The organism is Actinopolymorpha sp. B11F2 (assembly GCF_040195635.1).
Taxonomy (GTDB): Bacteria; Actinomycetota; Actinomycetes; order Propionibacteriales; family Actinopolymorphaceae; genus Thermasporomyces.
In genome coordinates, this window is the sequence record NZ_JBEFTX010000014.1 from 115,493 (window position 1) to 137,715 (window position 22,223).

Below are 22,223 nucleotides of genomic sequence, written 5' to 3' on the forward strand. Positions count from 1 at the left end.
CCTCGACACCTCACCTCTCGTGCGCGCGGAATTGGCCTGGCCGGCCAGGGTCGTCCGACGATAGAACATCAGGATGCGACCGAAGTACGGAGAAGTGCTGCACTTTTCCGAGGATCCCACGATCACGAGGTTCGTCCCGCACGTCGCGCCCACCTCCAGCCAGGAGGAGGCGTACGTATGGGCGGTCGACGCCGGGCGCGCACAGGACTACTGGTTCCCTCGCGACTGCCCGCGGGCGATGGCATGGGTCGGTCCGAACACGACGGTGGCGGACCGTGACAGGATCATCGGGGCGGGATGCGGGAACCGAGTGCACGCGATCGAGTACGGCTGGCTCGAGCGAATCCAGAGCGTCGGGTTGTACGCCTACCGCCTGCCGGCCGCACCGTTCGCCCCTATTGGCGGGGCGGAGCCACACGCGGTCGTCGCCACGGAGCCGGTCGAGCCGCTGGGCCCGCCGGAGCCGGTGCGGGATCTCCTGTCCCTCCACCGGGCGGCCGGGATTCAGCTCCGGCTGCTCGACAACCTCTGGGAGTTCTGGGACGAGGTGATCGCCAGCACCCTGAGCTTCAGTGGCATCCGGCTGCGCAACGCCAAACCACGGCGCGGATCAGGCGAGACTTCCCCTGCCGCCGACGCCTCCCCCACCGCCGAAACCTCCCCTGCCGCCGACGCCTTCCCCGCATAGGCGCCAACTGCCCGACTTGCCAGGCTTTGGGTCGGCTGTGAAGTGCATGGTCCTGTCCCGGCGGTAGCGTGGACAGCGGGATCACTGTGGCGACCACTCGTCCACGTCGTCGGGCGATTGCCGTCGTCACTGCAAAAGGGGGACGCCAGATGTTCAAGGACGCCAGGGCATTCAGCGGGTTTGCGGTCAACGACATCCCGGCCGCGAAGAGGTTCTACGGCGACACGCTCGGGCTGGACGTGTCCGAGGAACACGGGATGCTCACATTGCACATCGCGGGTGGAACCGAGATCTTCGTCTATCCGAAACGCGACCACACGCCAGCGACGTTCACCATCCTCAACTTCCCGGTCGACGACATCGACATCGCCGTCGACGAACTCAGGCGGCGTGGCGTCGAGTTCGAACGGTACGAGCGAATCAAGACCGACGAGAAGGGCGTCATGCGCGGCCACGGACCGGATATCGCATGGTTCAAGGATCCGGCCGGCAACGTCCTGTCCGTTCTCCAGGAGAAGTGACGCCCGGGCCGATCCGCCGGTGGTGCTATCCCTGCGCCATGTCGACGAAACGTTGGTAGTGACCCTGAAAGGCGACGGTGAGGTTGGCCGTAGGACCGTTACGGTGCTTGGCCACGATGAAGTCCGCCTCGCCTGGCCGCGACGATTCTCTTTCGTACGCATCCTCACGATGCAGGAGAATCACCATGTCGGCATCCTGCTCGATGGAATTATGCACGGCAATTCCCTCCGCGAGGAAATTGTGTGTGCCCAACACCGTCGCGTCATAGACATCCTGCTCGCCAAGACTTTCGACCGAAACCACGGTGTCCCAGAGAAGGTCATTGGTGGCCATCAGCTCAAGCTCTTCAGATTCCAAGACCGATGCAATCCTCGCCAAGCGTGTCCGGCCGACACTGTGACCACTTCTAAGGACACCGGATGTGGAACCCATAGCGACAGCTAGCGATCGGCTGGTCATCTTCCTTTCCTGCAAGGCGCCGCGAACACTCTCCCATACCTGCTCAGGCACCGTATCGACGTTTGCCTTTGGCTTGATCTTGCGCAATTGGTCCGCGACCTCCCGACCAATCTCACCGCGAGACCCGTTGATACCGATCTCGTCGAGAAAGCGCACCTGATTCTCCGAGCCATGGACCTGGAGGTGATACGAGTCGCGATACCCAGACTTGTGGACAACCTTTATTCGCGCGCAGATATTAAAGCGGAGAAGAAGTCGAGCAAGGTCGTCCACCATATGCCGGCTCGTCGATGCGTAATAGACACGGGCGAAGCCGTACTTCCTGTACCAGTGGACGCAGCCGTCGGTGGCCCAGAGGTGTCGGAGGAAGAGCGCGACCTGCGCCTTCGGGAGCGCGAACACGCCCGCAGGGATGAACTTCTGGGGCGACCGCAGCCCGAAGAGCCCCAACTCGTCCAGCCAGGCGGCGATCGGATTGCGGCGCCCGTGCGTGAGCCGATACGGCGCCGGAAGCCTCAACGTCGTCACCCGCGCGGCCGGGTAGTCGTCCCGGACGGCCGTGATCCCGAAGCGGCGCGCTGCCGCCTCCGTGACGGCCGTGAGGTTGGCCTCGTCGATGCTCGCGTAGCGGATCGGTTGCCGGCGTACGAACGAACCGTCCCCCAGCAGGTGCGCCAGCATCACCACCTCGTCGGGATCCCAAGGCTCGACGTCCAACGGTGGTGGAACGTGGCGGGCGACCCCGACCCGAGTGCCCTCCGCAAGCTCACCGAGCGGTCGCCATCCGTCGTAGGTGAGGAACGGATGGTTGGCGGTGGCGGTGATCTCCCTACCGGAGGCCAGACGCAGCCGGAACACCTCCTTGACACCGCTGGGGAAGACGTGCGTCATCGTGCGCGGCACCAGCTTGAGCCGGTCGTCGAGGGACCACACCGGCACATCCCGCGCACCCGACGCCAGCAGCTCACCGAGTGACACCTCCGCACCGGTGTCGGCACGTAGCAGCCGCGTGTCGGCGGTCAGGCACCCGGACTCGCGAAGGTCGGAGAGCATCGGGCGTTTGTCGGTGCGCTGCTCGGGACCACGGTTGAGCTGGGCGACCGCGACGACCGGGACCTCGAGCTCCTTCGCGAGCAACTTGAGATTACGCGAGAACTCCGACACCTCGACCTGACGACTCTCCACCCGCTTGCCCGACGTCATCAGCTGCAGGTAGTCGATGATGACGAGCTTCAGATCATGCCGCTGCCGTAGGCGTCGGCACTTGGCGCGGATCTCCATCAACGTCATGTTCGGCGAATCGTCGATGAACAACGGTGCTCCGGACACCTCGCCCATCTTGCGAGCGAGCCGCGCCCAGTCGTCGTCGCTCATCGAACCCTGCCGCATGTGCTGCAGGGGAACCCGCGCCTCGGCCGACAGCAGCCGCATGGTGATCTCGGTGCGGCTCATCTCGAGTGAGAAGATCACCGACGCCAGATCGTTGTGGATCGACGCCGACCGCGCAAGGTTGAGAGCGAGGATACTTTTGCCCACGCCGGGTCTCGCAGCCACCACGATCAGCTGGCCGGGATGGAGGCCGTTGGTGAGGCTGTCCATGTCGGCGAAGCCGGTCGGCACCCCGATCATCTGCCCGCCACGGGAGCCGATCGCCTCGATCTCGTCGAGGGTCGCCTCCATGATCTCGCTGAGGGGGCGGTAGTCCTCGCTGCCGCGCTTGTCGGTGACGCCGTATACCTCGGCCTGCGCGCGGTCGACCACGTCGTCGACATCACCGTCGCCGGCATAGCCGAGCTGGGTGACCTTGGTGCCGGCCTCGACGAGTCGACGCAGGATCGCCTTCTCCCGCACGATCGCGGCGTAGTAACCCGCGTTGGCGGCCGAGGGTACGGAGGCGATCAGGGTGTGGAGGTAGGGCGCCCCGCCGATCCGACCGAGTTCGCCGCTGCGCTGAAGCTCGGCCGACACGGTAACCGCGTCGGCCGGCTCGCCTCGTCCGTAGAGGTCGAGGATCGCTTCGTAGACCGTCTCGTGCGCCGGTTTGTAGAAGTCGGTGCCGCGGACCGCCTCGATCACGTCGGCGATCGCGTCCTTCGACAGGAGCATGCTGCCGAGGACGCACTGTTCCGCGGTGACGTCCTGCGGCGGGATGCGGTCCGGCATGCCACCGGGCGCGGCCGATCGCGGTCCAGGTAGCTCACTCACGCTCACAGCTGGTGTAGTCCTTCCCCCAGGCTCGGTGTGCACCGACGAACTCCACACGTAGCGGACGTCGCGACCCTGTCACGCCCCCGAGGTGGTGGGCGACCAGCTTCCACCGGCGTGCGAGATCTGTCCTACCGCAAGGCACCGACAGCTGCCGGCGGAGCTCGGATCGGGGGTGTGAGCAGGGCGAACGCCGCTGTGCGACGTGGAGCACGACAGTACGCGGGAACACCGCCCGCCACGAAGCTCGTCGTCCACAGCAGCTGTGGACGACTCCCGTGGAATGGTGCAGAACCTGGGGATTCGCTGTGCACAGCCTGGGGACTTCCCTGTGGATGGCCGCCGGTTGCGGTGTCGATCAGCCTGATCGCCTGCGCATTCGACGTCCCCACGCTGTGGATAGAAACTATGTGGTGGGCAATTTCCGCGCGCCGCCGTCGCCGCTCGGATGCCCGTCCATCGGGGGTCGCTGTGGACGCCCTGGTTTCTGAGAAGTCCCACTCTGCTGTCCGAGGAGTCACCGCCTGTGTCATCACGCCTCCGGCGCGCGCTGCGGAACCCGCACGACCCCGAGATCCTCCGGCTCGCCGTCCCGGCCTTCGGCGCCCTCGTCGCCGAACCCCTCTACCTTCTCGCCGACTCAGCCATCGTCGGCCACCTCGGCACCCCTCAGCTCGCGGCGCTGGGTCTGGCCGGCACCGCCCTCCAGGCGTTGGCGACGCTCTTCATCTTCCTTGCGTACGCCACCACCGCGACCGTCGCGCGGCGGCTGGGGGCGGGCGACCGGCGAGCCGCGATCGCCGGCGGCATCGACGGGCTCTGGCTCGCGCTCGGACTCGGTGTTGCCCTCGCCCTGGTGGGCGTGGCCGCCGCACCCGCCGCGGTGGGGGCGTTCGACCCGTCGGCGGCGGTGCAGGAGTACGCCGTCACCTACCTGCGGATCGGCGTCCTCGGCATGCCGGCGCTGCTCCTGACCTTCGCCGGCACCGGCGTACTCCGTGGCCTCCAGGACACTCGGACGCCCCTGTGGATAGCGGGCGCGGCGTACGGCGCCAACGTCGTCCTCAATGTGCTCTTCGTCTACGGCTTCGGCTGGGGGATCGGTGGCTCGGCGTGGGGCACCGTGGTGGCGCAGACCGGTGGCGCCGTGGCGCTCGTGGTGGTCGTCGTCCGGGGCGCCCGCCGGCACGGCGTCTCGCTGCGTCCCCACCTGGGCGGGATCCGCGACTCCGCACACGGCGGGGTCCCACTGCTCGTGCGCACCCTCACCCTGCGGGCGGCGATCCTCGTGACGACCTACGTCGCCACCGAGGTCGGGGACACCGCGCTCGCCGCCCACCAGGTCGCCTTCACCCTGTGGACAACTCTCGCGCTCGCCCTGGACGCGCTGGCCATCGCCGGCCAGGCCATCGTGGGGCGCTATCTCGGCGGCTCCGACGTCGCCGGTACCCGGGCGGCGACTCGGCGGATGATCGAATGGGGCGTTGCGGCCGGCCTGGTCTTCGGGCTCGTCCTGGTGCTGGCCCGGCCGCTCTACATCCCCCTCTTCACCGCGGATCCGCAGGTGCAGACGCTGCTGGCCGACGTGATCCTCGTGTTCGCCGTCTTCGAACCACTCGCCGGCATCGTCTTCGTGCTCGACGGTGTGCTGATCGGTGCGGGCGACGGGCGCTATCTGGCGTACGCGGGACTCTGGACGCTCGTCGCGTTCCTGCCACTGGCCGGACTGGTGCTCGGTCTCGACGGCGGGCTGGTGGCGCTCTGGTGGGCGTTCGGCGGGTTCATGGTGGCGCGCCTGGTGACGCTCATGCTCCGCGAGCGCAGCGGCGCCTGGCTCGTCACCGGCGCCGTCGCCGGCCCGGTGAGCACGCGGCACGGTAAGCATGAGGACTGACCCGAGTCGGCGCACCGTTTGCTGATCATCGGCCGGTCGGCGGGGTCGGGGACCGAGAGCTTCGGCCGGCGAATGACCACGCTGAGCACGCGGGTGATGTCCCGCAAGCCATCTACGCCTGGCCCGGGTTCCCCGCACCTGCTCAGCGTGGTCATTTACCCTCGGCGCGCCATGATGAGGTCGATGTCGCGCCCGAGCGTGGCGATCTTCTCGGTGTAGGAGACCGGGTGGATGCCCGGCGGGTCGGCCGGCTTGTGGGCGTCGGCGAACCGCAGACCGAGGTTGGTGTAGACCACGACGATGTACGACCGCTGCCGCGCCGCGCCCGCACCCGCACCCGCACCCGGCAGGGAGCGGACGATGCCCGCGTCACCACCCGCCTGGTTGGTCAGGCCGGTCTTGTGGGCGAACTCCACCTCGGCGGTCTCGTTGCACGGTCGTACGTCCTGGCCGAAGACCCGCTCGGCGACGGTCACCGTGCCGTCGTCCGGATCGATCCAACGGTCCGGCACCCGCTGCGGGATGCCCGCGGCCGGGTAGTCCCGACCGCACCAGTTGGTTGTGGAGAGTGCCTGATTGAGACCCTGGTCAGCCAGGTGTCCCGTGAAGAACTCGCGCGAGGACGCGCTCAACAGGTCGGCGGTCACCGGTTCGCCGGCAGGCGTACGCCAGAGTCTCCCGATGCCCCGGAGACGATCAGCAGGAGGCGTGCGGTGTCGAGCGCGGACATGTTCATCCCCAGCCAGGTACCGCCGGTCGCGGGGTTGGAGCCCCGCACCTGCAGGGTCCCGAGCCCCAGGTCGGCGAACGTCGCGTTGAGCGCGTCCACCTCGCCCAGGTCGTGCAGCTTCTTGAGCAACGCACAGGTCGCGCGGTTGTCCGAGACCGTGATCATCAGTTCGAACCACTCGGCGACCGTCATCGTGTCCGGCTCGCCACAGCTGGGGTTGGCCGGTGCGTACGCCAGATCGTCGTCGAGCCCGAGTACACCCTCGTCGACCTGCTGGAGGACTCCGAAGCCCACCATCAGCTTCAGCACCGACGCCGGGTAGGGCGACATCATCTCCAGCGGGGCGTGCTCCCGGCCGGGAACGACGTCCACCGATCCGGCCGAACCGGCGTCCCACTCCTCGGTGTTCCAGCGCCGCCAGCGGACCTGGGTGGTCCCGAGATCCTCGTCGACCGGCACGACGACGCCGTGCGGGTAGTCCTTGCTCAGCAGGACGTTCGCCACCGCGCTCGGCCGACCGGAGCCGTCGAGTTCGATCACCGCCGCGTCGACGTTCGGCGTGCGGGTGTTGGCGACGCTCGCGTCGTTCGGCCGCATCGGCCACGGCCCGCCACCGATGTCCTCGCGGAGGAGATCGGCCGGTGAGGTCGCCGGTGGCAAGAGGTCGACGAGACCGTCGGCGAACCGCTGGTCGTCGACGGCCTTCCTGAGTTCGGCGGAGAGCCGAGCGGACTCAACCGGTCGTCTCCCTTCTGGTGACGCGAGACCCCCCGCCGGGCCACCAGCATCGGCCGGTGTCGGACCGCCGGCCCATGCGGGGACGGCCATCAACCCCACCAGCAGAGATGCCATGAGTGTGGCCCCGAGGTGTCGGGCTCGTCGCTGGTCCCGCATGGTCGACTGCTCCGTCCGTTCCTACTTGATCCCGAGCCGGTCGGTCTGGAGCGTGCTCTTTGCCACCGACCCGGTCGGGACCGGATAGACGGGCCAGTCCGGGTGGTTCGGCATCGGCGGCGTCTTCGTGCCGTAGAGCCACTCCTGGAGGAACGGCTTGACCGACGGATCACCGGACACGTCGGCCGCCATGGCGACGAACTGCGCCGTGCTCACGTTGCCGTTGCGGTACTTCGCGAGGATCGCGTCCTCGATCCGCGCGAACGGCTCCGGACCCACCTTCTCCCGCAGGGCGTAGAGAACGAGGACACCGCCGGTGTAGCGCTGGTTGTCGAACAGGTTCGCGGCGTTCGGGTCGGCCACCGGACCTGACTCGGCCCGCCAGATGTCGCCCTGGCTGTAGGTGTACTTCATCCGCTGCTCCATCGTCGTGAAGCCGCGCGCGTCCGGCCAGCCGCGTTCGTACCGGTAGAGCAGGCCGTAGTAGTCGGCGTGCCCCTCGTTGATCCACAGGTCCGACCACGACGCCGGTGACACGCTGTTGCCCCACCAGTTGTGCACCATCTCGTGCATCATGTGCGAGCCGATGTTCTTCTCCTCCTGGGTGAGGAACGCCGGCTTGTAGAGCGTCAGGGTCTGCGTCTCCAGACCGGTGAAGTCGAACGCCTCGGGGTCGTCGGTGTCGGCCGGCAGCAGGCCGTACGCCTCCAGCGGGAAGTCGCCGAGGTAGGGCCGAATCCAGTTGAGGTGTCCTGGCGTCAAGGACAGTGCGGGCTCGAGCGTCGACACCTTCTCGGCCGGCACGACGTCTCGCAGGTGTACGCCGGTGTCGGTGCCACGGTCGACGATCTCGTAGCCACCGACGGCGATCTGGAGGAGTTCGGTCGCGATCGGATCGCGGGAGACGTACGCCACTGTCGTCCGGCCGTCCTTGGTCGACTCGGCGACCTTGGTGCCGTTCGCCACCGCCGTCGTCCCCTCCGGCACCGTGATCCGGAACGCGAAGTGGGCCTTGTCCGACGGGTGGTCGTTACTCGGCAGCACCGCGTGCGCGCCTGCCGGCTGGGGGGCCAAGGCGAAGCCGCGCTCGGTCGGAACCCAGCCCTGGTTGGGAACCGGCGTGCGCGGGTCGGCGCCGTAGCTCACCTTGACGACGAAGGTCTTGCCCTTGCCGAGTGCCGAGGCGGGGGTGATGACCAGTTCCTCGCCGTCCTGCGCGAAGGTCGCCGGCCTGCCGTTGACCTCGACGGAGTTGATGGTGAGGCCCACGGCGTCGAGGTTGAACCTCGACAGGTCCTGGGTCGCCCGGGCCGTGAGGAGGACCTGGGCATCGACGGTCTGGTCCTGCTCGGCGTAGTCGAAGTCCACGAGGTACTTCGAGACGTCGTAACCGCCGTTGCCGAGGTTCGGGTACACCTTGTCGCCGACATCTGGCGCGCCGGGTGTCGGCGCGCCCGCGGCCAGGGCACGAGCGGCCAGCGCACGAGCGGCCGGCGACGAGGCGTCGGGTTCGACCGCGACCGCTGGCAGCAGCGGAGCCGCCGTCACGGCCATCGCGGCGGCCGCCGGCAGCAGCAGCCTGCTCGCGCGGGAGTGCACACGCATCGTGAGGAATCTCCTTCACAGGATCCGGATCGAGTTGCTCGAGGCGGAGCGGGGTCCAGCAGCACGAAGCCTGTCCGAACGACCTGAATCCGCGCTGTAGCGAACCTTCACCCGACTGGTGGGACTGGAGTGACTGGTGCGACTGGTTCGACGCGCATGTTCACGCCACTGGACAGACCTCTTACGGCGACCGCGGTCCAAAGGTGGCACACGGCTGAAGGAAATTTCCACACCTGGCCGGGCATTCGCAACCCGGATGTGATCTTGGTACGCCGACAGTGCACTCCTGTGTCCGCGCAGTGCGCTCCCGCTACCCGTCACCGATCAGCGCAGCCGGCATCCCCAGGACCGGAGAGCGGCATTCCCCGGCCGCCGCGATGTTTGGCGTCCTTTGCGGACGCTAGGGACTCGCGTGCCGCTCGATCATGATCGTGTCGATGCGGTGGCCCAGTTTGGCGATCTTCTCGGTGTAGGCGACCGGGTAGGTGCCCGGCGGATCCGCCGGCTTGTCCGCGTCGGTGAAGCGCTGGCCGAGGCTCGTGAACACGGCCACGATGTAGTGCCGCTCAGGCGCTCCCGGCAGCGACCGCACGATCCCCACGTCGGCGGCGGCCTCCATCGACAGGCCGGTCTTGTGCGCGAAGGTCACCTCCGCCCGCCGGTTGCACGGGCGTACGTCCTGCCGATAGGCACGGCCGTCCACCGTGACGGTGCCGTCCGTACGCCGGATCCACCGCTCGGGCACCCGCTGCGGTATCCCGCTGGCCGGGTACTCCCGTCCGCACCAGTTGCTGGTCGACAGCGCATGGTTCAGGCCCTGCTGCCCGAGCGTCCTGGTGAAGAACGCCCGGGAGGACGGGCTCAGCAGGTCTGCGGTCACGGCCGCGCCCTCGCGCGTACGCCAGAGCGTGCCGGGAGCACCGGAGAGCACCAACAGGAGGCGGGCGGTGTCGAGGGCGGACATGTTCATGTCGAGCCACCAGCCGCCGGTCTCCGGATCGGTGCCCCTGACCTGCAGGGTCGTGAGGCCGACCCGGCGGAACGTCGCGTTGAGCGGCTCCACCGCCTCCAGGTCGTGCAGCCTTGCCAGCAGGACGCAGGTCGCGGCGTTGTCCGACACCGTGATCATCCGGTCGAACCAGTCGCGAACGTCGCGGGTGAGCTTCTCCCCCCGCTCCGTGCAGCTCTCCGGAGTTCCCGTGTAGGACAGCCGATCGTCGAGCGAGAGCTGGCCGCGGTCCACCGCGCGCAGCACGCCGAAGCCGACCATCAGTTTCACGACCGACGCGGGGTACGGCGACATGAGCTCCAGCGGGGCGTCCTCGCGCCCGCGAACGACGTCGTCCGTCCCGGCCCTGCCGGCCTCCCACGCGTTGATGTCCCACCGTCGCCAGCGCACCTTCGTGGTGCCGAGGTTCTCGCCGATCGGCACCACCGCTCCGTGCGGATGGTCGGCGCTCACCACCGCGTTCGCCACCGCGCTCGGCCGACCGGACGCGTCGAGCTCGATGACCGCCACGTCCACATTGGGCATGGCCGCCCGCCGGTCCAGGGTCAGGTCCACGATGCCCTCACCGAAGCGCTGCTCGTCGAGCGCCTGCCGAAGCTGGGCCGCGAGCCTGGTCGTGTCGACGGCGGATCCGGAGTCCGGGACCGGCATACCGCGGTCGCGTCCAGCGCGTCCGTCGTGACGAGGCGTGTCGGTGGGGGTCGGTGTGGCCGAGCGGGTCTTTGTCCGCGGTGCCGCCTTCTCGCGCGCCGACCCACCTGCGTCCCGCTGCGTCCCCGTCGCCTCACACGCCGTCATGCCAGGGAGGAGAACCACGGCCAGGGCGGCAGCGATGACGCGAAGCTGTCCGGTGCCCTGTCGCCTCACGTCGACGCTCCCTTCAGCGGGTCGGTCGGTTCCGCCCGTGAAGGTGGTCGCAGCTTCGCGATGCCTCGGCCCACCGTACGCACGGATCGCGGACGGGCGGAACCCCTGAGAGGGATGGGCGACCGACGATGCGGCGCGGCCACGCGGGAAACTACGCGAGCCGAGGTGGCCCACGTCCGGACGTGGACGACGTGACCACAGCAGACGGTACGCATCGGCATGGTGACACTGCGTACATGGTGGCGACCGTTCGTTACCCTCCCACCTGCGCCGGCTACACCGAAGAGGGAGTACGTACGTGGCACGCGAACAGGTCCGGAACCTTGTCGAACACCGCTGGTTCCAGCAGTGCGTGACTGCCGTGATCGTGCTCAACGCCGTGACACTCGGCCTCGAGACCTCACCCGGCCTCCTCCGCGAACTCGGGGACGCACTGCACTGGATCGACCGCGCAGCGTTGATCTTCTTCGTGGTGGAGATCCTGCTGCGGATCTACGCACACGGCCGGCGGTTCTTCCGCGACCCGTGGAGCATCTTCGACATCACCGTGGTCGCGATCGCCCTTATCCCGGCGTCGGGCCCGTTCGCCGTCGTCCGGGCGCTGCGGGTCCTGCGCGTGCTCCGACTGATCTCCCAGGTACGTTCGATGCGCCGGGTGGTGTCCGGCCTCCTCGCGGCGATGCCGGGCATGGCGTCCACGGGCGCCCTGCTGGCCCTCATCCTCTACGTCGCGGCCGTCATCGCGACCAAGCTGTTCGGCGGGGTGCTCCCTGCGTACTTCGGCGACTTCGGCACCACGCTCTTCACCCTCTTCCAGGTGATGACCGGCGAGGCGTGGCCCGACATCGCCCGCGAGCTGATGGCCGAGGTGCCGCTGGCGTGGATCTTCTTCGTCATCTTCATCCTGATCTCGAGCTTCGCCGTGCTCAATCTCTTCATCGCGGTCGTGGTGAGCGCGATGGAGGCCGAGATCGCCGCCGAACGGGCCGTCGAGGAGGCCGAGCAGGAGGCCGCGGCACAGGAACGCGACCGGGTGCTTCTCGAGGAGGTCCGCGCGCTCCGCTCCGAGATCGCCGAACTCCGGCGTTCCGGTGTGGCGGCACCCAGCCACGACGCGGCGGACCCGGTCAGCACGCCTTGACCCACGAGCACTCGAACCCGTCCGGCGCCATAGCCGGTCTTCGGCACCGAGGGATGCTCCCCTCTGCCCGCGGCACCGTGTTCGCGATCTCGTCCCGGCAAGATCGGCCCTATGCTTGCGGTGATGTCACTACAGCTCATCGGGGCAGGCTGGGGGCGAACCGGGACCGTGTCCCTGCGCTCCGCACTCGCCATCCTCGGCTACACCCCGCATCACATGAGCGAGGTGTTCGCGCACCCGGAGCAGGCCGAACTCTTCGTCCAGGCGGCTGACGATCCCGCCTTCGACTGGCAGCGGATCTACGCCGACTACACCGCGACACTCGACTGGCCGGGCTGCGCCTTCTGGCGCGAGCTCGCCGACGCCTACCCAGAGGCGAAGGTCCTGTTGAGCGTGCGCGACCCGGCGGAGTGGTTCGACAGTTACAGCGGCACGATCTACCGCCCGGTCGCGCTCGGGTGGACCGACGATCCCACCGGGTCGTGGAACGACATGGCGCGGCGGGTCATCGTCGAACGCAGCCTCGGCGGCGAACCGCACGACCGCAGGCACGTGATCGACGCGTTCCGGCGCCACAACGACGCCGTCCGAGCGACCATCGCGCCCGAACGGCTCCTCGTCCACCGCGTCGACCAGGGCTGGAAACCGCTGTGCGAGTTCCTCGGACAGCCGGTTCCCGACCAACCGTTCCCCCACCTGAACACCCGCGGCACCTGGGAGTGACCGCGCGCTGGGCTCCGCTGTCCCACGTCAGGCGGCGGAGACGACCTCCAGCGACAGGGTCGCGCTGAGCTCCGCGTGCAGGCGTACGGACACCTGGTGGCTGCCGAGTGTCTTGATCGGCGTCGTGATCTCGATCCGCCGCTTGTCGATGTTGGGCCCACCAGCGTCCTTGACCGCCGCCACGATGTCGCTGACGGTCACGGAACCGAAGAGCCGGCCACTGCCGCCCGATCGCGCGGTGAGCTTGACGTCGAGACTCTCGATCTGGCCCTTGACCGTCTTGGCCTGGCCGAGATCGCGGATCTCGCGTACCTCGCGTGCCTTGCGGATCGATGCGACCTGCTTCTCGCCGCCCCGGGTCCACCTGAGCGCGAGCCCGCGCGGCATGAGGTAGTTGCGGCCGTAGCCGTCCTTGACCTCGACGATGTCGCCGGGCGCGCCGAGACCCGACACTTCCTGGGTGAGGATGAGCTTCATGTCAGCGGCCTCCCTCAGCGCGCGGTGCTGGTGTAGGGCAGCAGGGCGACCTCGCGGGAGTTCTTGATCGCCACCGCGACGTCACGCTGGTGCTGCGTGCAGTTGCCGGTCACCCGCCGGGCGCGGATCTTGCCGCGGTCGGAGATGAACTTGCGCAGCAGGGTCGTGTCCTTGTAGTCGACGTAGGAGATCTTCTCCTTGCAGAAGACACAGACCTTCTTCTTGGGCTTGCGAATAGGTGGTTTGGCCATCGTGGTGCTCCTCCTCAGAAGCCCCGCTGGTGGTGGGACGGACCGGCGAGCCGAACTCGTCGGGACCGGCACAGCACAGTGCGGGAATGGTCAGTGATGGACAGATACGGAGTCTCGGTGGTCGTGGTGCCGGGAGGTCCGGTCAGAACGGCGGTTCGTCGTAGGACCCGCCCTGCTGGCCGCCCTGGGCTGGACCGCTCTGGCCGCCGCCCCACGGGTCGCCGCCTCCCGACTGGCCACCGCCGGACTGGCCGCCCCGGCCGCCACCGCCGCCTTGCGGCGTCTGCCACGGGTCGTCGCCACCGAAGCCGCCCTGCGAGCGGGTCGTCTTGGTGACCTTGGCGGTCGCGTTGCGCAGGCTCGGGCCCACCTCGTCGACCTCGATCTCATAGACCGTACGGCGTTCGCCCTCGCGGGTTTCGTACGACCGTTGCTTCAGCCGGCCCTGCACCACCACGCGCATGCCGCGCTGCAGCGACTCGGCGACGTTCTCCGCCGCCTGCCGCCACACGTTGCAGGTGAGGAACAGCGTCTCGCCGTCCTTCCACTCACCGCTCTGCCGGTCGTAGGTGCGCGGAGTGGAGGCGAGCCGGAAGTTGGAGACCGCGGCGCCGGACGGGGTGAACCGCAGCTCGGGGTCGTCGACCAGGTTGCCGACGAGGGTGATGATCGTGTCGCCTGCCATGAACGTCTCCTATCAGCGGGCGTCGGGGCGGATGACTTTAGTCCGCAGCACCGACTCGTTCAGGCCAAGCTGACGGTCGAGCTCCTGTACGACCGCAGGCTCACACGACAGGTCGAGGACCGCGTAGATGCCTTCGGACTTCTTGTTGATGGCGTACGCCAGGCGGCGCCGACCCCACACGTCGACCTTCTCGACCGAACCGCCGCCCTGACGGACGAGCGTGAGGTACTGGTCAAGGGACGGTCCGACGGTGCGTTCCTCGAGATCGGCGTCGAGGATCACGATGACTTCGTAGCGACGCATGTGGAACCCCACCTCCTCTGGACTCGGGCGGCCACGGTCTCTCCGTGGCAGGAGGGCTTGCGTCAGGCCAGCGACGGCTGAGGCGCGCCATTGGGGGTGCGCTTTCGTACGCCAGACCGAACGGACAGGCTACCAGCCGACCACGGGGCAGAATGCGCGGACCTGCCGCCGTGGCGGGGCGGTCTCTGGCGATTGCGCGGGACCTTGGCGAAGCGGGACATTTCCCGAGCTGGGCCCGGTCGTCCGCGTGAGCTCCCGCCGTGCGCGCCGCCGACGAGGATGCCCACGCGGTCCCCGTACGCACCGCTGCGCGCAGGGTGTCGGCGGTACCTCGTAGGGTTCGGAACATGACCAGCGTGCCCATCGGCGCCCACGTCGATCAGGAAGACCCGATCGCCGAAGCGCGCGCCCGCTCCGCCGACATCGTGCAGTTCTTCCTCGGCGACCCGCAAAGCTACAAGGCTCCGAAGATCGCGTACGCCGGAGGTGCCGAAGGGCTGGCCGCGGCGGCCACCGAGGCGGGCGTCGGGCTCTACATCCATGCGCCCTACCTCATCAACGTCGCGACCACCAACAACCGGATCCGGATCCCGTCCCGCAAGCTGCTACAGCAGTTCGTCGACGCGGCGGCCGACGTGGGCGCCCAGGCCCTGATCGTGCATGCGGGTCATGTGCTCAAGGACGACGATCCCGAGATCGGGTTCGACAACTGGCGCAAGGCCATCGACCGGCTCGAGATGCGCTGCCAGGTGCTGATCGAGAACACCGCCGGCGGCGACAACGCGATGGCCCGCCGGCTCGACCGGATCGCCCGACTCTGGGAGGCGATCGGGTCCGCCAAGGGCGGCGACGCCATCGGGTTCTGCCTCGACACCTGCCACTTCCACGCCGGGGGCGAGGAGCTCGCGACCGTTGTCGAGCGGGTGAAGTCGATCACCGGCCGGGTCGACCTGGTGCACGCCAACGACTCCCAGGACGGGTTCGACTCGGGGCGCGACCGGCACGCCAACCTCGACACTGGCAAGATCGCCCCCGAGGACCTGCTGACGGTGATCCGTTCCGCCGAGGCGCCCGTCGTGGTGGAGACACCCGGCGGCCCTGAGGGGCAGGCTGCCGACATCGCCTGGCTCCGCAAACACCTCGACGCCAGATAGCTGGCCCCGCGGCCTCTCCCGGGCGTCCCGACTGTCCCGCCCACCAGGGCTCAGCTGGCGGACAGCCTCCGCCACGGCGCGAATGACCACGCTGAGCATGCCTGTAGCACCACACCCAGGCATCGACGCCTGTCCTGCGCCCATAGGCATGGGCAGCATGGTCACTGCCAGAGAGCAGGCATGGGCAGCGTGGTCATTCGCACGACCCAGAACGCCAAACACCCGGGCGCGCCCGGGCACCCGGCGCAGGACAGCCTGGCCACTCGGCCGCGAACCTCTCCCATGACCGGTAGCCTCGCGTGCGTGGCATTGCGCGTACGCACCCTGGCGCCGGAGGAACATCTGGCCTTCCTGGCCACCCTGGAGTCGGCCAGCTTCCTGCAGACCCCTGCCTGGGGGGAGGTGAAGCGGGAGTGGCGGGCCGAGTCGGTGGGCTGGGTCGATGACGCCGACGGTGGCGAGAAGGTGATCGGCGCCGGACTTGTCCTCTACCGGCGGCTGCCCAAGATGCGCCGCTCACTGGCGTACCTCCCCGAGGGGCCGATCATCGACTGGTCGGACCCTGACCTCGGTCGGTGGCTGACGCCGCTCACCGAGCACGTGACCACGCAGGGGGCGTTCGGGATCCGGATGGGGCCGCCGGTGGTCACCAGACGCTGGACCGCGGCGACGGTGAAGACCGCCCTCGCCGAGGGGGCCACGCAGGCGCTTGGCGATGTCCCCGCCGATCACACCGACCACGCGGCGACGGCGGTCGCCGACCAGCTCCGCGCGCTCGGCTGGCGCCCACCGGCCGAGAACGCGACCGGGTTCGCGGCGGGCCAGCCGCGCCACGTCTTCTGGGTTCCGCTCGACGGGCGTGACGAGGACGGCCTGCTCAAGGGCATGAACCAGCTCTGGCGCCGCAACATCAAGAAGGCCGCCAAGTCCGGCGTCGTCGTCACCCGTGGCAGCGCGGACGACCTGCCCGCCTTCCACGAGCTGTACGTCGAGACGGCGCGGCGCGACCACTTCAATCCCCGGCCGTTGACGTACTTCTCGACGATGTTCCGCGCCCTCAATGCCGAGGAGCCCGACCGGATCCGGCTCTACCTCGCCCACCACGAGGGCGACCTGGTGGCAGCGACGACGTGGGTACGCATGGGCAGCCACGTGTGGTACTCCAACGGTGCCTCGTCCACGCACAAACGGGACGTCCGCGGCTCCAACGCCATCCAGTGGCAGATGATGCGGGACGCCCTCGACGCCGGCGCGACGGTCTATGACCTGCGCGGCATCACCGACACCCTCGACGAGGACGACCCGCACTTCGGGCTCCTGCAGTTCAAGGTCGGCACCGGAGGCGAGGCGGTGGAATACCTCGGCGAGTGGGATCTCCCGATCTCCCGACTGCTCTACAGCGCGTTCGACCTCTACATGCGCCGACGCGGGTAGACACAGGTACGAGGCCGCACACGGTGAGGACACTGCCATGGCTCTGACGTTGTACGTCGACACCGAACGCTGGCGGGCGCATCATGCCGCCTCGCTGGTGGCGTACCCCCGGATCGTGCCGGTCGCCAAGGGAAACGGCTACGGGTTCGGTCTGGCCCGGCTTGCCCGCGAGGCGGCCCGCCTGGGCGCCGACACGCTCGCGGTGGGCACCTACCACGAGCTGGCCAGCGTGGCGGACGAGTTTCCGGGCGACCTACTCGTGCTGACGCCGGTGCGTGCGTTCCACGGGGTGGGCGACGGACCGCAGGGAGCAGCCCGTACGTCGGGGCCGGGGCCGTCCCAGAGCGCAACCGACACCGACGGCGTGCCGGAGGCACGGATCATCCAGACGGTCTCGCGGCTCGCCGACCTGCAGGCGCTGGTGGACGGCCCCGGCGAGCCGAGGGTCGTCGTCGAGTTGCTCACGTCGATGAAGCGCCACGGCATACCCGCTGATGATCTTCCGATGGTCGCCAAGCTCCTCGACGGCGTGCGATGTGAAGGTTGGGCGCTGCACCTGCCCCTCCCGATCGCCGGTGCGCACCGACAGGAGGTCGAGAGCTGGATCGAACGCTTCCGCGAGGCCGACCTGCCACTCGACCGGCTGTGGGTCTCCCACCTCACTCCGCAGGAGTTGGCGGAGCTCACCGCCGCGCATCCGGCGACAGAGTTCCGCCCCCGGGTCGGCACGAAGCTGTGGCTGGCCGACCGGGACGCCTTCCACGCCAGGGCGCACGTCCTCGACGTCCATCCGGTACGCCGCGGCGAGCGGTTCGGGTACCGCCAGCGGAAGGTGCCCGGCAACGGTCACCTCGTCGTCGTGAGTGGCGGCACGGCCCACGGCATCGCCGTCGAGGCGCCGAGCCATGTGGGCGACCTGCGCACACGGGCCAAGACGCTCGCGCTGAGTGGCCTCGAAGCCGCCGGCCGGGCGCTGTCACCGTTCACGATCGAGGGCCACCGGCGATGGTTCGCGGAGCCGCCGCACATGCAGGTGAGCGTGCTGTTCGTCCCGTCGTCCGTACGCCCTCCCGAGGTCGGCGCGGAACTCCCCGTCAACGTCGGGATGACCTTCACGACGTTCGACCGCATCGTCATGGACGAGGCCGTGCCCGGCACCCGTGACCCGCGCGCCTCGTCGGAGGCCACCGACCCCACGTGACGTCGACGTTCAGCCGGCCCACTTGCCGGTGACGTACACACACGTCCACATGCCCAGCAGGGGGACGGCCACCAGGAGGTACGTCAGCCACACCCACTGCCTGCGGAGCGAGATCGCCGCGAGCCCCATCCACAGGGGGAACCACAGCAGGGATGCCCGTGGCACGGAGAAGAACCAGTACGACGTCATGAACGCGAGTACCTGGATGCCGACCCAGGTAGCTTCGCCCCAACGGCGGATGGCCAGCAGGACGACGGTCAGTACGACGCCGACCAGTATCGCGACGATCTCGGCCCGGAACATCCACTCGAAGTTGGCCCGGACCGCCTCGCTGACGTCGCCAAAGACGTCCTTCCCGCCGGCGGCATCCATGGTGTTCATGAGCGCCTCGTTCGGTGGGGTGAAGCCGCGGTACCACTCGTCAGCCTGGGCGTTGTACCACCGCAGCCAGTCGCCCGTCTCGACCTTGAGATAGGCCATGTAGCCGAGCAACGGGGCGAGCGGCAGGGCCAGCCACAGCCCCTGCACCCATTCCCGCCGTTTGGGGGAGGTCAGGAACTCGACGGCGAGCGCGAGCGCGAGGAAGAGTCCGGAGACCCGGACCGTCGACGCACCTGCCGCGAGCACCGCGGCGAGCCACCAGTGGCCCCGCCGCGCGGCCAGCCAGGCCGGAATCGCGAGTCCGAGGAACAACGCCTCCGTGTAGGGCGCGGCGAGGAAGATCGCGGGGGGCGCGACCATCCACATGACGGCGGCCCTCCGGCCGGCACCTTCACCCCATTCGGCCTCGGCGAGCCTCGCCAGCGCCACCGCCGCCACTCCGCCGGCGACGAACGACACCAGCAGGCCGACCATGACCGTTGGCAGCCCGACGGCGTGCCCGAGCCGCAGCACGGTCGGTAGTCCAGGGAAGAACGCCTCCACCGGCACATCCCACCCTGGTGCGAAGTAGCCGTGGACAGCGATCCGGTCGAAGTGCCAGAAGTCCCACTGCTTCCACCGGTCGAGGAAGCCGGGGACCTCGCCTTCGGTGAGGAAGAGCAATGGCCCACTGAGAACGACGATCAGAATGCCGAGCCTGGTCAGCAACCACCACTGCAGGACTTCGAGGTCGAGCGGCGTGAGCCGAGTCCAGGCCATGATCCGCGAACGCGTCTCGGCGTACCCGTCGGACTCGGCTCTGGACCCGACCTCAGAGGCACCGGCGGGAGCCACGCCCACGCGGCGGGTACCTGGCGGCGGATCGCCGCCGTGCCGGCGACGCTCACCGGACCGGTCCTGCGGGGCGTCGGCCCACCGACCGGGTACGGGATCGGTGCGGGTAGGCGCCTCACTACGGAGACCCTCACCTCGCAGACCTTCGCCGCGAGGTCCCTCAGACCGGTGGCCTTCGGCCCGCAAGCCGTCCGCGCGCCGGTGCGGTGACTGTTCCATCATCTGGCCCGGCGGTGGGTCGATGAGATGGTGACCCGTGGTTTCCGCGTCCGGGCCGCCCCATCGTCCGTTCCAGCTACGGTCGTCCCCCCACCGATTGCTGTCATCAAGCCCAGGCGCGCGTGCATGCTCGTGCCTGTCGATCATCCACCCCTCACTCCGCGTACGCCGCGGCTGCTCGTCAACCCACTCAGCATGGCTGGTTGTCGTGGGATCGTCGAGTGCGTCGTGCATACGTGGCCGCGCCGACGGGACTTCCGAGTGGCCCCTACCGGCCAGACCGGACCCGGCGTCGGCGTACCACAAGCCGGGATCGGTGACGGGCTCACTGACCTGCTCGATGCCGGTCCGAGGCTCGGCCCCCCGTGACTGGTCGGAGTTCCAGGCGGCAATGTCCGCATGTCGACCAGTGTTGCCGTTCCTCGTGTCGGGCACAGCCGGATTTGTCATTCCCCATCCCTGCGGTGTGCCGAGCGGGTCGGTCCACAGCGGCGGCTCCTCCTCGACTGGCGTGGCGTAGCCGCGCAGAGGAGGTTGCTCCCACCCCGAGGCGAACTGCTGCTCTCCCCGGGACGACTGCTCCCGCGATGGCGGTGCCGGCGTGTGCTGCTCCCACGGAGGTGCGCCTAAAGCCGGCGGCAGCTCGGGGGCGGCCGACGGCGGCGCGGACATCGCCCCCAACGGACCGCTCAGCGTCCCGCTCGGCGGGCCGTTGACGTTGCCGTTCGGACCGTCCGACAGACCGTTGGGGTTGACACGCGGTGGCCATTCGCCACCTCCTGGCCAGCCACCCGGTGGCGGGTCGGCCGGTGGGGGCCAAACGCCGGGCGCCGGATGCTCGGGCGGCTCGACTCGACGTGAGGCGCGCCGTGGCTGGTACGTGCCGGGCCCGGCGCCCGCGCCCCAGCCAGGGATATCGCTCCGCCGCCGGGCGTGCTGGCTGGAAGGAGGTGGAGGTGCGCTGGAGTGCCGGTGACCGTCACCGCTTTGGCCGTGCTCGTCCGGCGGTGGCCCGTCGCTCGCCCTCCTTCTCCCGCTCACGGCGTGGCGCCCTCCCCGACCGGGGCGCGTCCTGGCCTCTCGGCACCGAACCAGCGCCGGAGCCTGCCCGCGTCAGCCGCGTGATCGAACGGACCGCCGGCCGGGTCGTCGATGAGCCCGCCCTCACGTACGACGTCGGTCGCGGGGGCGAGGATGTCGCGTATCACCATCACGCACAGGTAGACCGTCGCCGCGATCCGGACACCGACCGCGAGCCAGTAGAACCGGTCCGGAGTCCCGTCGGCGGCCGGAACCAGCGCCCCTGCCAGGTGCAACCAGATCGCCACCCAGTAGATGAGCTCACCGGCCTGCCACACCGACCAGTCCCGCCACCGGGGCCGAGCCAGGGCGACGAGGGGGAGTAACCAGAGGACGTACTGCGGCGAGTAGACCTTGTTGACCAGGACGAACGCCGCGACGGTCAGGAAGACCAGTTGCGCCAGCCGGGGTCGCCGGGGAGCGAACAGTCCCAGCCACGCGATGCCGACACAGGCGAGTGCGAAGAGCCCGAGTGAGGCCGCGTTGACCATCGACACGGGGTGTCCGGCAAGGCCGAGGACATACCAGATCGAGCCGAAGTCGCCGGCCCGGTCGGCGTTGAACGACCAGAAGGCCGCCCAACTGTCCTGCGCCAACAGCAGCAGCGGCAGGTTGACCACCATCCAGGCGGCGACGGCGGACAGCAGCGTCACGCCCCACAGGCGCAGCTTCCCCGACCGCAGCGCCAGCACCAGTAATGGACCGAGCAGGAACAGCGGATAGAACTTCGCGGCCGCCCCCAGGCCGAGCAGGACCCCCGTCGCGAACGGCCGGGACTTCGACCAGGTGAGCAGCGCACACGTCGTCAGCGCCACCGCCACCAGGTCCCAGTTGATGGTGCCGGCCAACGCGAGGGTCGGCGCGGCGGCGAAGAACATCGCGTCGTACGGACGATGCGGGGTGATCCGGCTCAGCGCCCATGCGGTGAGCAGGGCGAAGCCGAACAGCACGACGACGGTCAGGTCGTTGAACAACACGCTGGCGGCTACGGCGTCTGCGCTCTCGAACGTCTGCGTGACCCACGCCGTGACCTGCATGACCGCCCCGGTGAGGACGGGGTACTCCAGTGGTGGGTAGTCCCCGCGGTCGAGGTAGGCGATCCCGCCCTCGGCGAATCCGCGTTCGCGGTAGAGGTACGGGACGTCGGTGTAGCAGAGGTGGCTGAACGCGTAGTTGTCACGCGGCCAGCCCTGCCCGTGGCACGGGGCCTTCTCGACGATGCCGATGACGAACAGCGCGGTCGTGACCAGGAACGCGACGGCGAGCGGCGTCCACCGGGAGACACCGATCCGCGCATGGCGACCGATCGGACCCCCGAGCCACGTGGTCGCCAAGCGGGCCAGCGGATCTTCCCGCGACGGGCTCCTGCTCACCACGCCTCCGTGAGTCCTACCTCGCACCGGCTGTCTGGGGTGCGGGACCACCAGCTCGAAGGGGCATGAGCGAGTCGGTCCCGGTTCCGCCCCA

At 69.0% G+C, this 22,223-nt stretch carries 19 protein-coding genes; 8 read left to right on the forward strand and 11 right to left on the reverse strand.

Annotation, left to right across the window (positions count from 1 at the left end; genetic code table 11):
- Positions 1 to 73: 73 nt before the first annotated feature.
- Together ABN034_RS23545 and ABN034_RS23550 are read left to right on the forward strand one after the other, a co-directional pair.
- Positions 74 to 688 carry a DUF6886 family protein gene (locus ABN034_RS23545; RefSeq protein ID WP_349693183.1) on the forward strand — a complete coding sequence of 205 codons (615 nt, stop codon included), beginning with the start codon at positions 74 to 76 and terminating at the stop codon, positions 686 to 688.
- Between the two features lie 149 nt (positions 689 to 837).
- Positions 838 to 1,209, forward strand: a complete 372-nt coding sequence (locus ABN034_RS23550) for a VOC family protein (RefSeq protein ID WP_349693184.1) — start codon at positions 838 to 840, stop codon at positions 1,207 to 1,209.
- A gap of 25 nt (positions 1,210 to 1,234) precedes the next feature.
- On the opposite strand, the gene ABN034_RS23555 is transcribed toward ABN034_RS23550, so the two are convergent.
- Positions 1,235 to 3,832, reverse strand: a complete 2,598-nt coding sequence (locus ABN034_RS23555; protein ID WP_502879082.1) for a replicative DNA helicase — start codon at positions 3,830 to 3,832, stop codon at positions 1,235 to 1,237.
- A 568-nt stretch (positions 3,833 to 4,400) separates the two neighbouring features.
- Here ABN034_RS23555 and ABN034_RS23560 point away from each other — a divergent pair.
- Positions 4,401 to 5,768, forward strand: coding sequence for an MATE family efflux transporter (locus ABN034_RS23560; protein ID WP_349693186.1), 1,368 nt, complete (start codon positions 4,401 to 4,403; stop codon positions 5,766 to 5,768).
- Positions 5,769 to 5,923: 155 nt separating this feature from the next.
- On the opposite strand, the gene ABN034_RS23565 is transcribed toward ABN034_RS23560, so the two are convergent.
- The 4 genes from ABN034_RS23565 to ABN034_RS23580 form a co-directional block, all read right to left on the reverse strand.
- Positions 5,924 to 6,415, reverse strand: a complete 492-nt coding sequence (locus ABN034_RS23565; RefSeq protein ID WP_349693187.1) for a hypothetical protein — start codon at positions 6,413 to 6,415, stop codon at positions 5,924 to 5,926.
- On the reverse strand, positions 6,412 to 7,350 hold the full coding sequence (locus ABN034_RS23570) for a serine hydrolase (RefSeq protein WP_349693188.1): 939 nt from the start codon (positions 7,348 to 7,350) through the stop codon (positions 6,412 to 6,414). The genes ABN034_RS23565 and ABN034_RS23570 overlap by 4 nt, the downstream gene beginning before the upstream one ends.
- 63 nt (positions 7,351 to 7,413) lie before the next feature.
- Entirely contained in the window at positions 7,414 to 8,997 is a 1,584-nt protein-coding gene (locus tag ABN034_RS23575; RefSeq protein ID WP_349693189.1) for a M1 family metallopeptidase, read from the reverse strand.
- A 400-nt stretch (positions 8,998 to 9,397) separates the two neighbouring features.
- The gene (locus ABN034_RS23580; RefSeq protein ID WP_349693190.1) at positions 9,398 to 10,873 is read right to left on the reverse strand and encodes a serine hydrolase; all 1,476 of its coding nucleotides are present in this window, start codon (positions 10,871 to 10,873) and stop codon (positions 9,398 to 9,400) included.
- A 298-nt stretch (positions 10,874 to 11,171) separates the two neighbouring features.
- On the opposite strand from ABN034_RS23580, the gene ABN034_RS23585 reads away from it, so the two are divergent.
- Both ABN034_RS23585 and ABN034_RS23590 read left to right on the forward strand, forming a co-directional pair.
- Entirely contained in the window at positions 11,172 to 12,014 is an 843-nt protein-coding gene (locus ABN034_RS23585; protein WP_349693191.1) for an ion transporter, read from the forward strand.
- Positions 12,015 to 12,137: 123 nt separating this feature from the next.
- On the forward strand, positions 12,138 to 12,737 hold the full coding sequence (locus ABN034_RS23590; protein ID WP_349693192.1) for a sulfotransferase family protein: 600 nt from the start codon (positions 12,138 to 12,140) through the stop codon (positions 12,735 to 12,737).
- 27 nt (positions 12,738 to 12,764) lie between these two features.
- Here the strand turns inward: ABN034_RS23590 and rplI are convergent, their stop codons facing one another.
- The 4 genes from rplI to rpsF form a co-directional block, all read right to left on the reverse strand.
- A complete protein-coding gene (rplI, locus tag ABN034_RS23595) occupies positions 12,765 to 13,214 on the reverse strand; it encodes a 50S ribosomal protein L9 (protein WP_349330376.1) in 450 nt (149 codons plus the stop codon).
- A gap of 14 nt (positions 13,215 to 13,228) precedes the next feature.
- Entirely contained in the window at positions 13,229 to 13,465 is a 237-nt protein-coding gene (gene rpsR, locus ABN034_RS23600; protein WP_349330375.1) for a 30S ribosomal protein S18, read from the reverse strand.
- Positions 13,466 to 13,607: 142 nt separating this feature from the next.
- Positions 13,608 to 14,150, reverse strand: coding sequence for a single-stranded DNA-binding protein (locus ABN034_RS23605; protein WP_349693193.1), 543 nt, complete (start codon positions 14,148 to 14,150; stop codon positions 13,608 to 13,610).
- A 12-nt stretch (positions 14,151 to 14,162) separates the two neighbouring features.
- Positions 14,163 to 14,453, reverse strand: coding sequence for a 30S ribosomal protein S6 (gene rpsF, locus ABN034_RS23610; protein WP_349330373.1), 291 nt, complete (start codon positions 14,451 to 14,453; stop codon positions 14,163 to 14,165).
- A 347-nt stretch (positions 14,454 to 14,800) separates the two neighbouring features.
- Between rpsF and ABN034_RS23615 the strand changes: the two genes are divergently transcribed.
- The 3 genes from ABN034_RS23615 to ABN034_RS23625 all read left to right on the forward strand — a co-directional run bounded on the left by ABN034_RS23615 (position 14,801) and on the right by ABN034_RS23625 (position 18,242).
- The gene (locus tag ABN034_RS23615; protein ID WP_349693194.1) at positions 14,801 to 15,607 is read left to right on the forward strand and encodes a deoxyribonuclease IV; all 807 of its coding nucleotides are present in this window, start codon (positions 14,801 to 14,803) and stop codon (positions 15,605 to 15,607) included.
- Between the two features lie 303 nt (positions 15,608 to 15,910).
- Complete coding sequence (locus tag ABN034_RS23620) at positions 15,911 to 17,041, forward strand: lipid II:glycine glycyltransferase FemX (protein ID WP_349693195.1); 1,131 nt, start codon at positions 15,911 to 15,913, stop codon at positions 17,039 to 17,041.
- A 37-nt stretch (positions 17,042 to 17,078) separates the two neighbouring features.
- Positions 17,079 to 18,242: an alanine racemase gene (locus tag ABN034_RS23625; protein WP_349693196.1), complete on the forward strand. Its 1,164-nt coding sequence runs from the start codon at positions 17,079 to 17,081 to the stop codon at positions 18,240 to 18,242.
- A gap of 9 nt (positions 18,243 to 18,251) precedes the next feature.
- Here ABN034_RS23625 and ABN034_RS23630 read toward each other — a convergent pair whose 3' ends face one another.
- Positions 18,252 to 20,348 (reverse strand): mannosyltransferase family protein, encoded by a 2,097-nt coding sequence (locus ABN034_RS23630; protein ID WP_349693197.1) that lies wholly within the window; start codon positions 20,346 to 20,348, stop codon positions 18,252 to 18,254.
- 365 nt (positions 20,349 to 20,713) lie between these two features.
- Entirely contained in the window at positions 20,714 to 22,129 is a 1,416-nt protein-coding gene (locus tag ABN034_RS23635; RefSeq protein ID WP_349693198.1) for a glycosyltransferase family 87 protein, read from the reverse strand.
- Positions 22,130 to 22,223: the final 94 nt, after the last annotated feature.

Excerpts from the sequence above, each read along its gene's own strand:
- ABN034_RS23545 (WP_349693183.1), top strand. The coding sequence starts at position 74 with ATGCGACCGAAGTACGGAGAAGTGCTGCACTTTTCCGAGGATCCCACG.
- ABN034_RS23550 (WP_349693184.1), top strand. The coding sequence starts at position 838 with ATGTTCAAGGACGCCAGGGCATTCAGCGGGTTTGCGGTCAACGACATC.
- ABN034_RS23555 (WP_502879082.1), bottom strand. The coding sequence starts at position 3,832 with ATGCCGGACCGCATCCCGCCGCAGGACGTCACCGCGGAACAGTGCGTC.
- ABN034_RS23570 (WP_349693188.1), bottom strand. The coding sequence starts at position 7,350 with ATGGCATCTCTGCTGGTGGGGTTGATGGCCGTCCCCGCATGGGCCGGC.
- ABN034_RS23575 (WP_349693189.1), bottom strand. The coding sequence starts at position 8,997 with ATGCGTGTGCACTCCCGCGCGAGCAGGCTGCTGCTGCCGGCGGCCGCC.
- ABN034_RS23590 (WP_349693192.1), top strand. The coding sequence starts at position 12,138 with ATGTCACTACAGCTCATCGGGGCAGGCTGGGGGCGAACCGGGACCGTG.
- rplI (WP_349330376.1), bottom strand. The coding sequence starts at position 13,214 with ATGAAGCTCATCCTCACCCAGGAAGTGTCGGGTCTCGGCGCGCCCGGC.
- rpsR (WP_349330375.1), bottom strand. The coding sequence starts at position 13,465 with ATGGCCAAACCACCTATTCGCAAGCCCAAGAAGAAGGTCTGTGTCTTC.
- ABN034_RS23605 (WP_349693193.1), bottom strand. The coding sequence starts at position 14,150 with ATGGCAGGCGACACGATCATCACCCTCGTCGGCAACCTGGTCGACGAC.
- rpsF (WP_349330373.1), bottom strand. The coding sequence starts at position 14,453 with ATGCGTCGCTACGAAGTCATCGTGATCCTCGACGCCGATCTCGAGGAA.
- ABN034_RS23615 (WP_349693194.1), top strand. The coding sequence starts at position 14,801 with ATGACCAGCGTGCCCATCGGCGCCCACGTCGATCAGGAAGACCCGATC.
- ABN034_RS23625 (WP_349693196.1), top strand. The coding sequence starts at position 17,079 with ATGGCTCTGACGTTGTACGTCGACACCGAACGCTGGCGGGCGCATCAT.
- ABN034_RS23630 (WP_349693197.1), bottom strand. The coding sequence starts at position 20,348 with ATGTCCGCGCCGCCGTCGGCCGCCCCCGAGCTGCCGCCGGCTTTAGGC.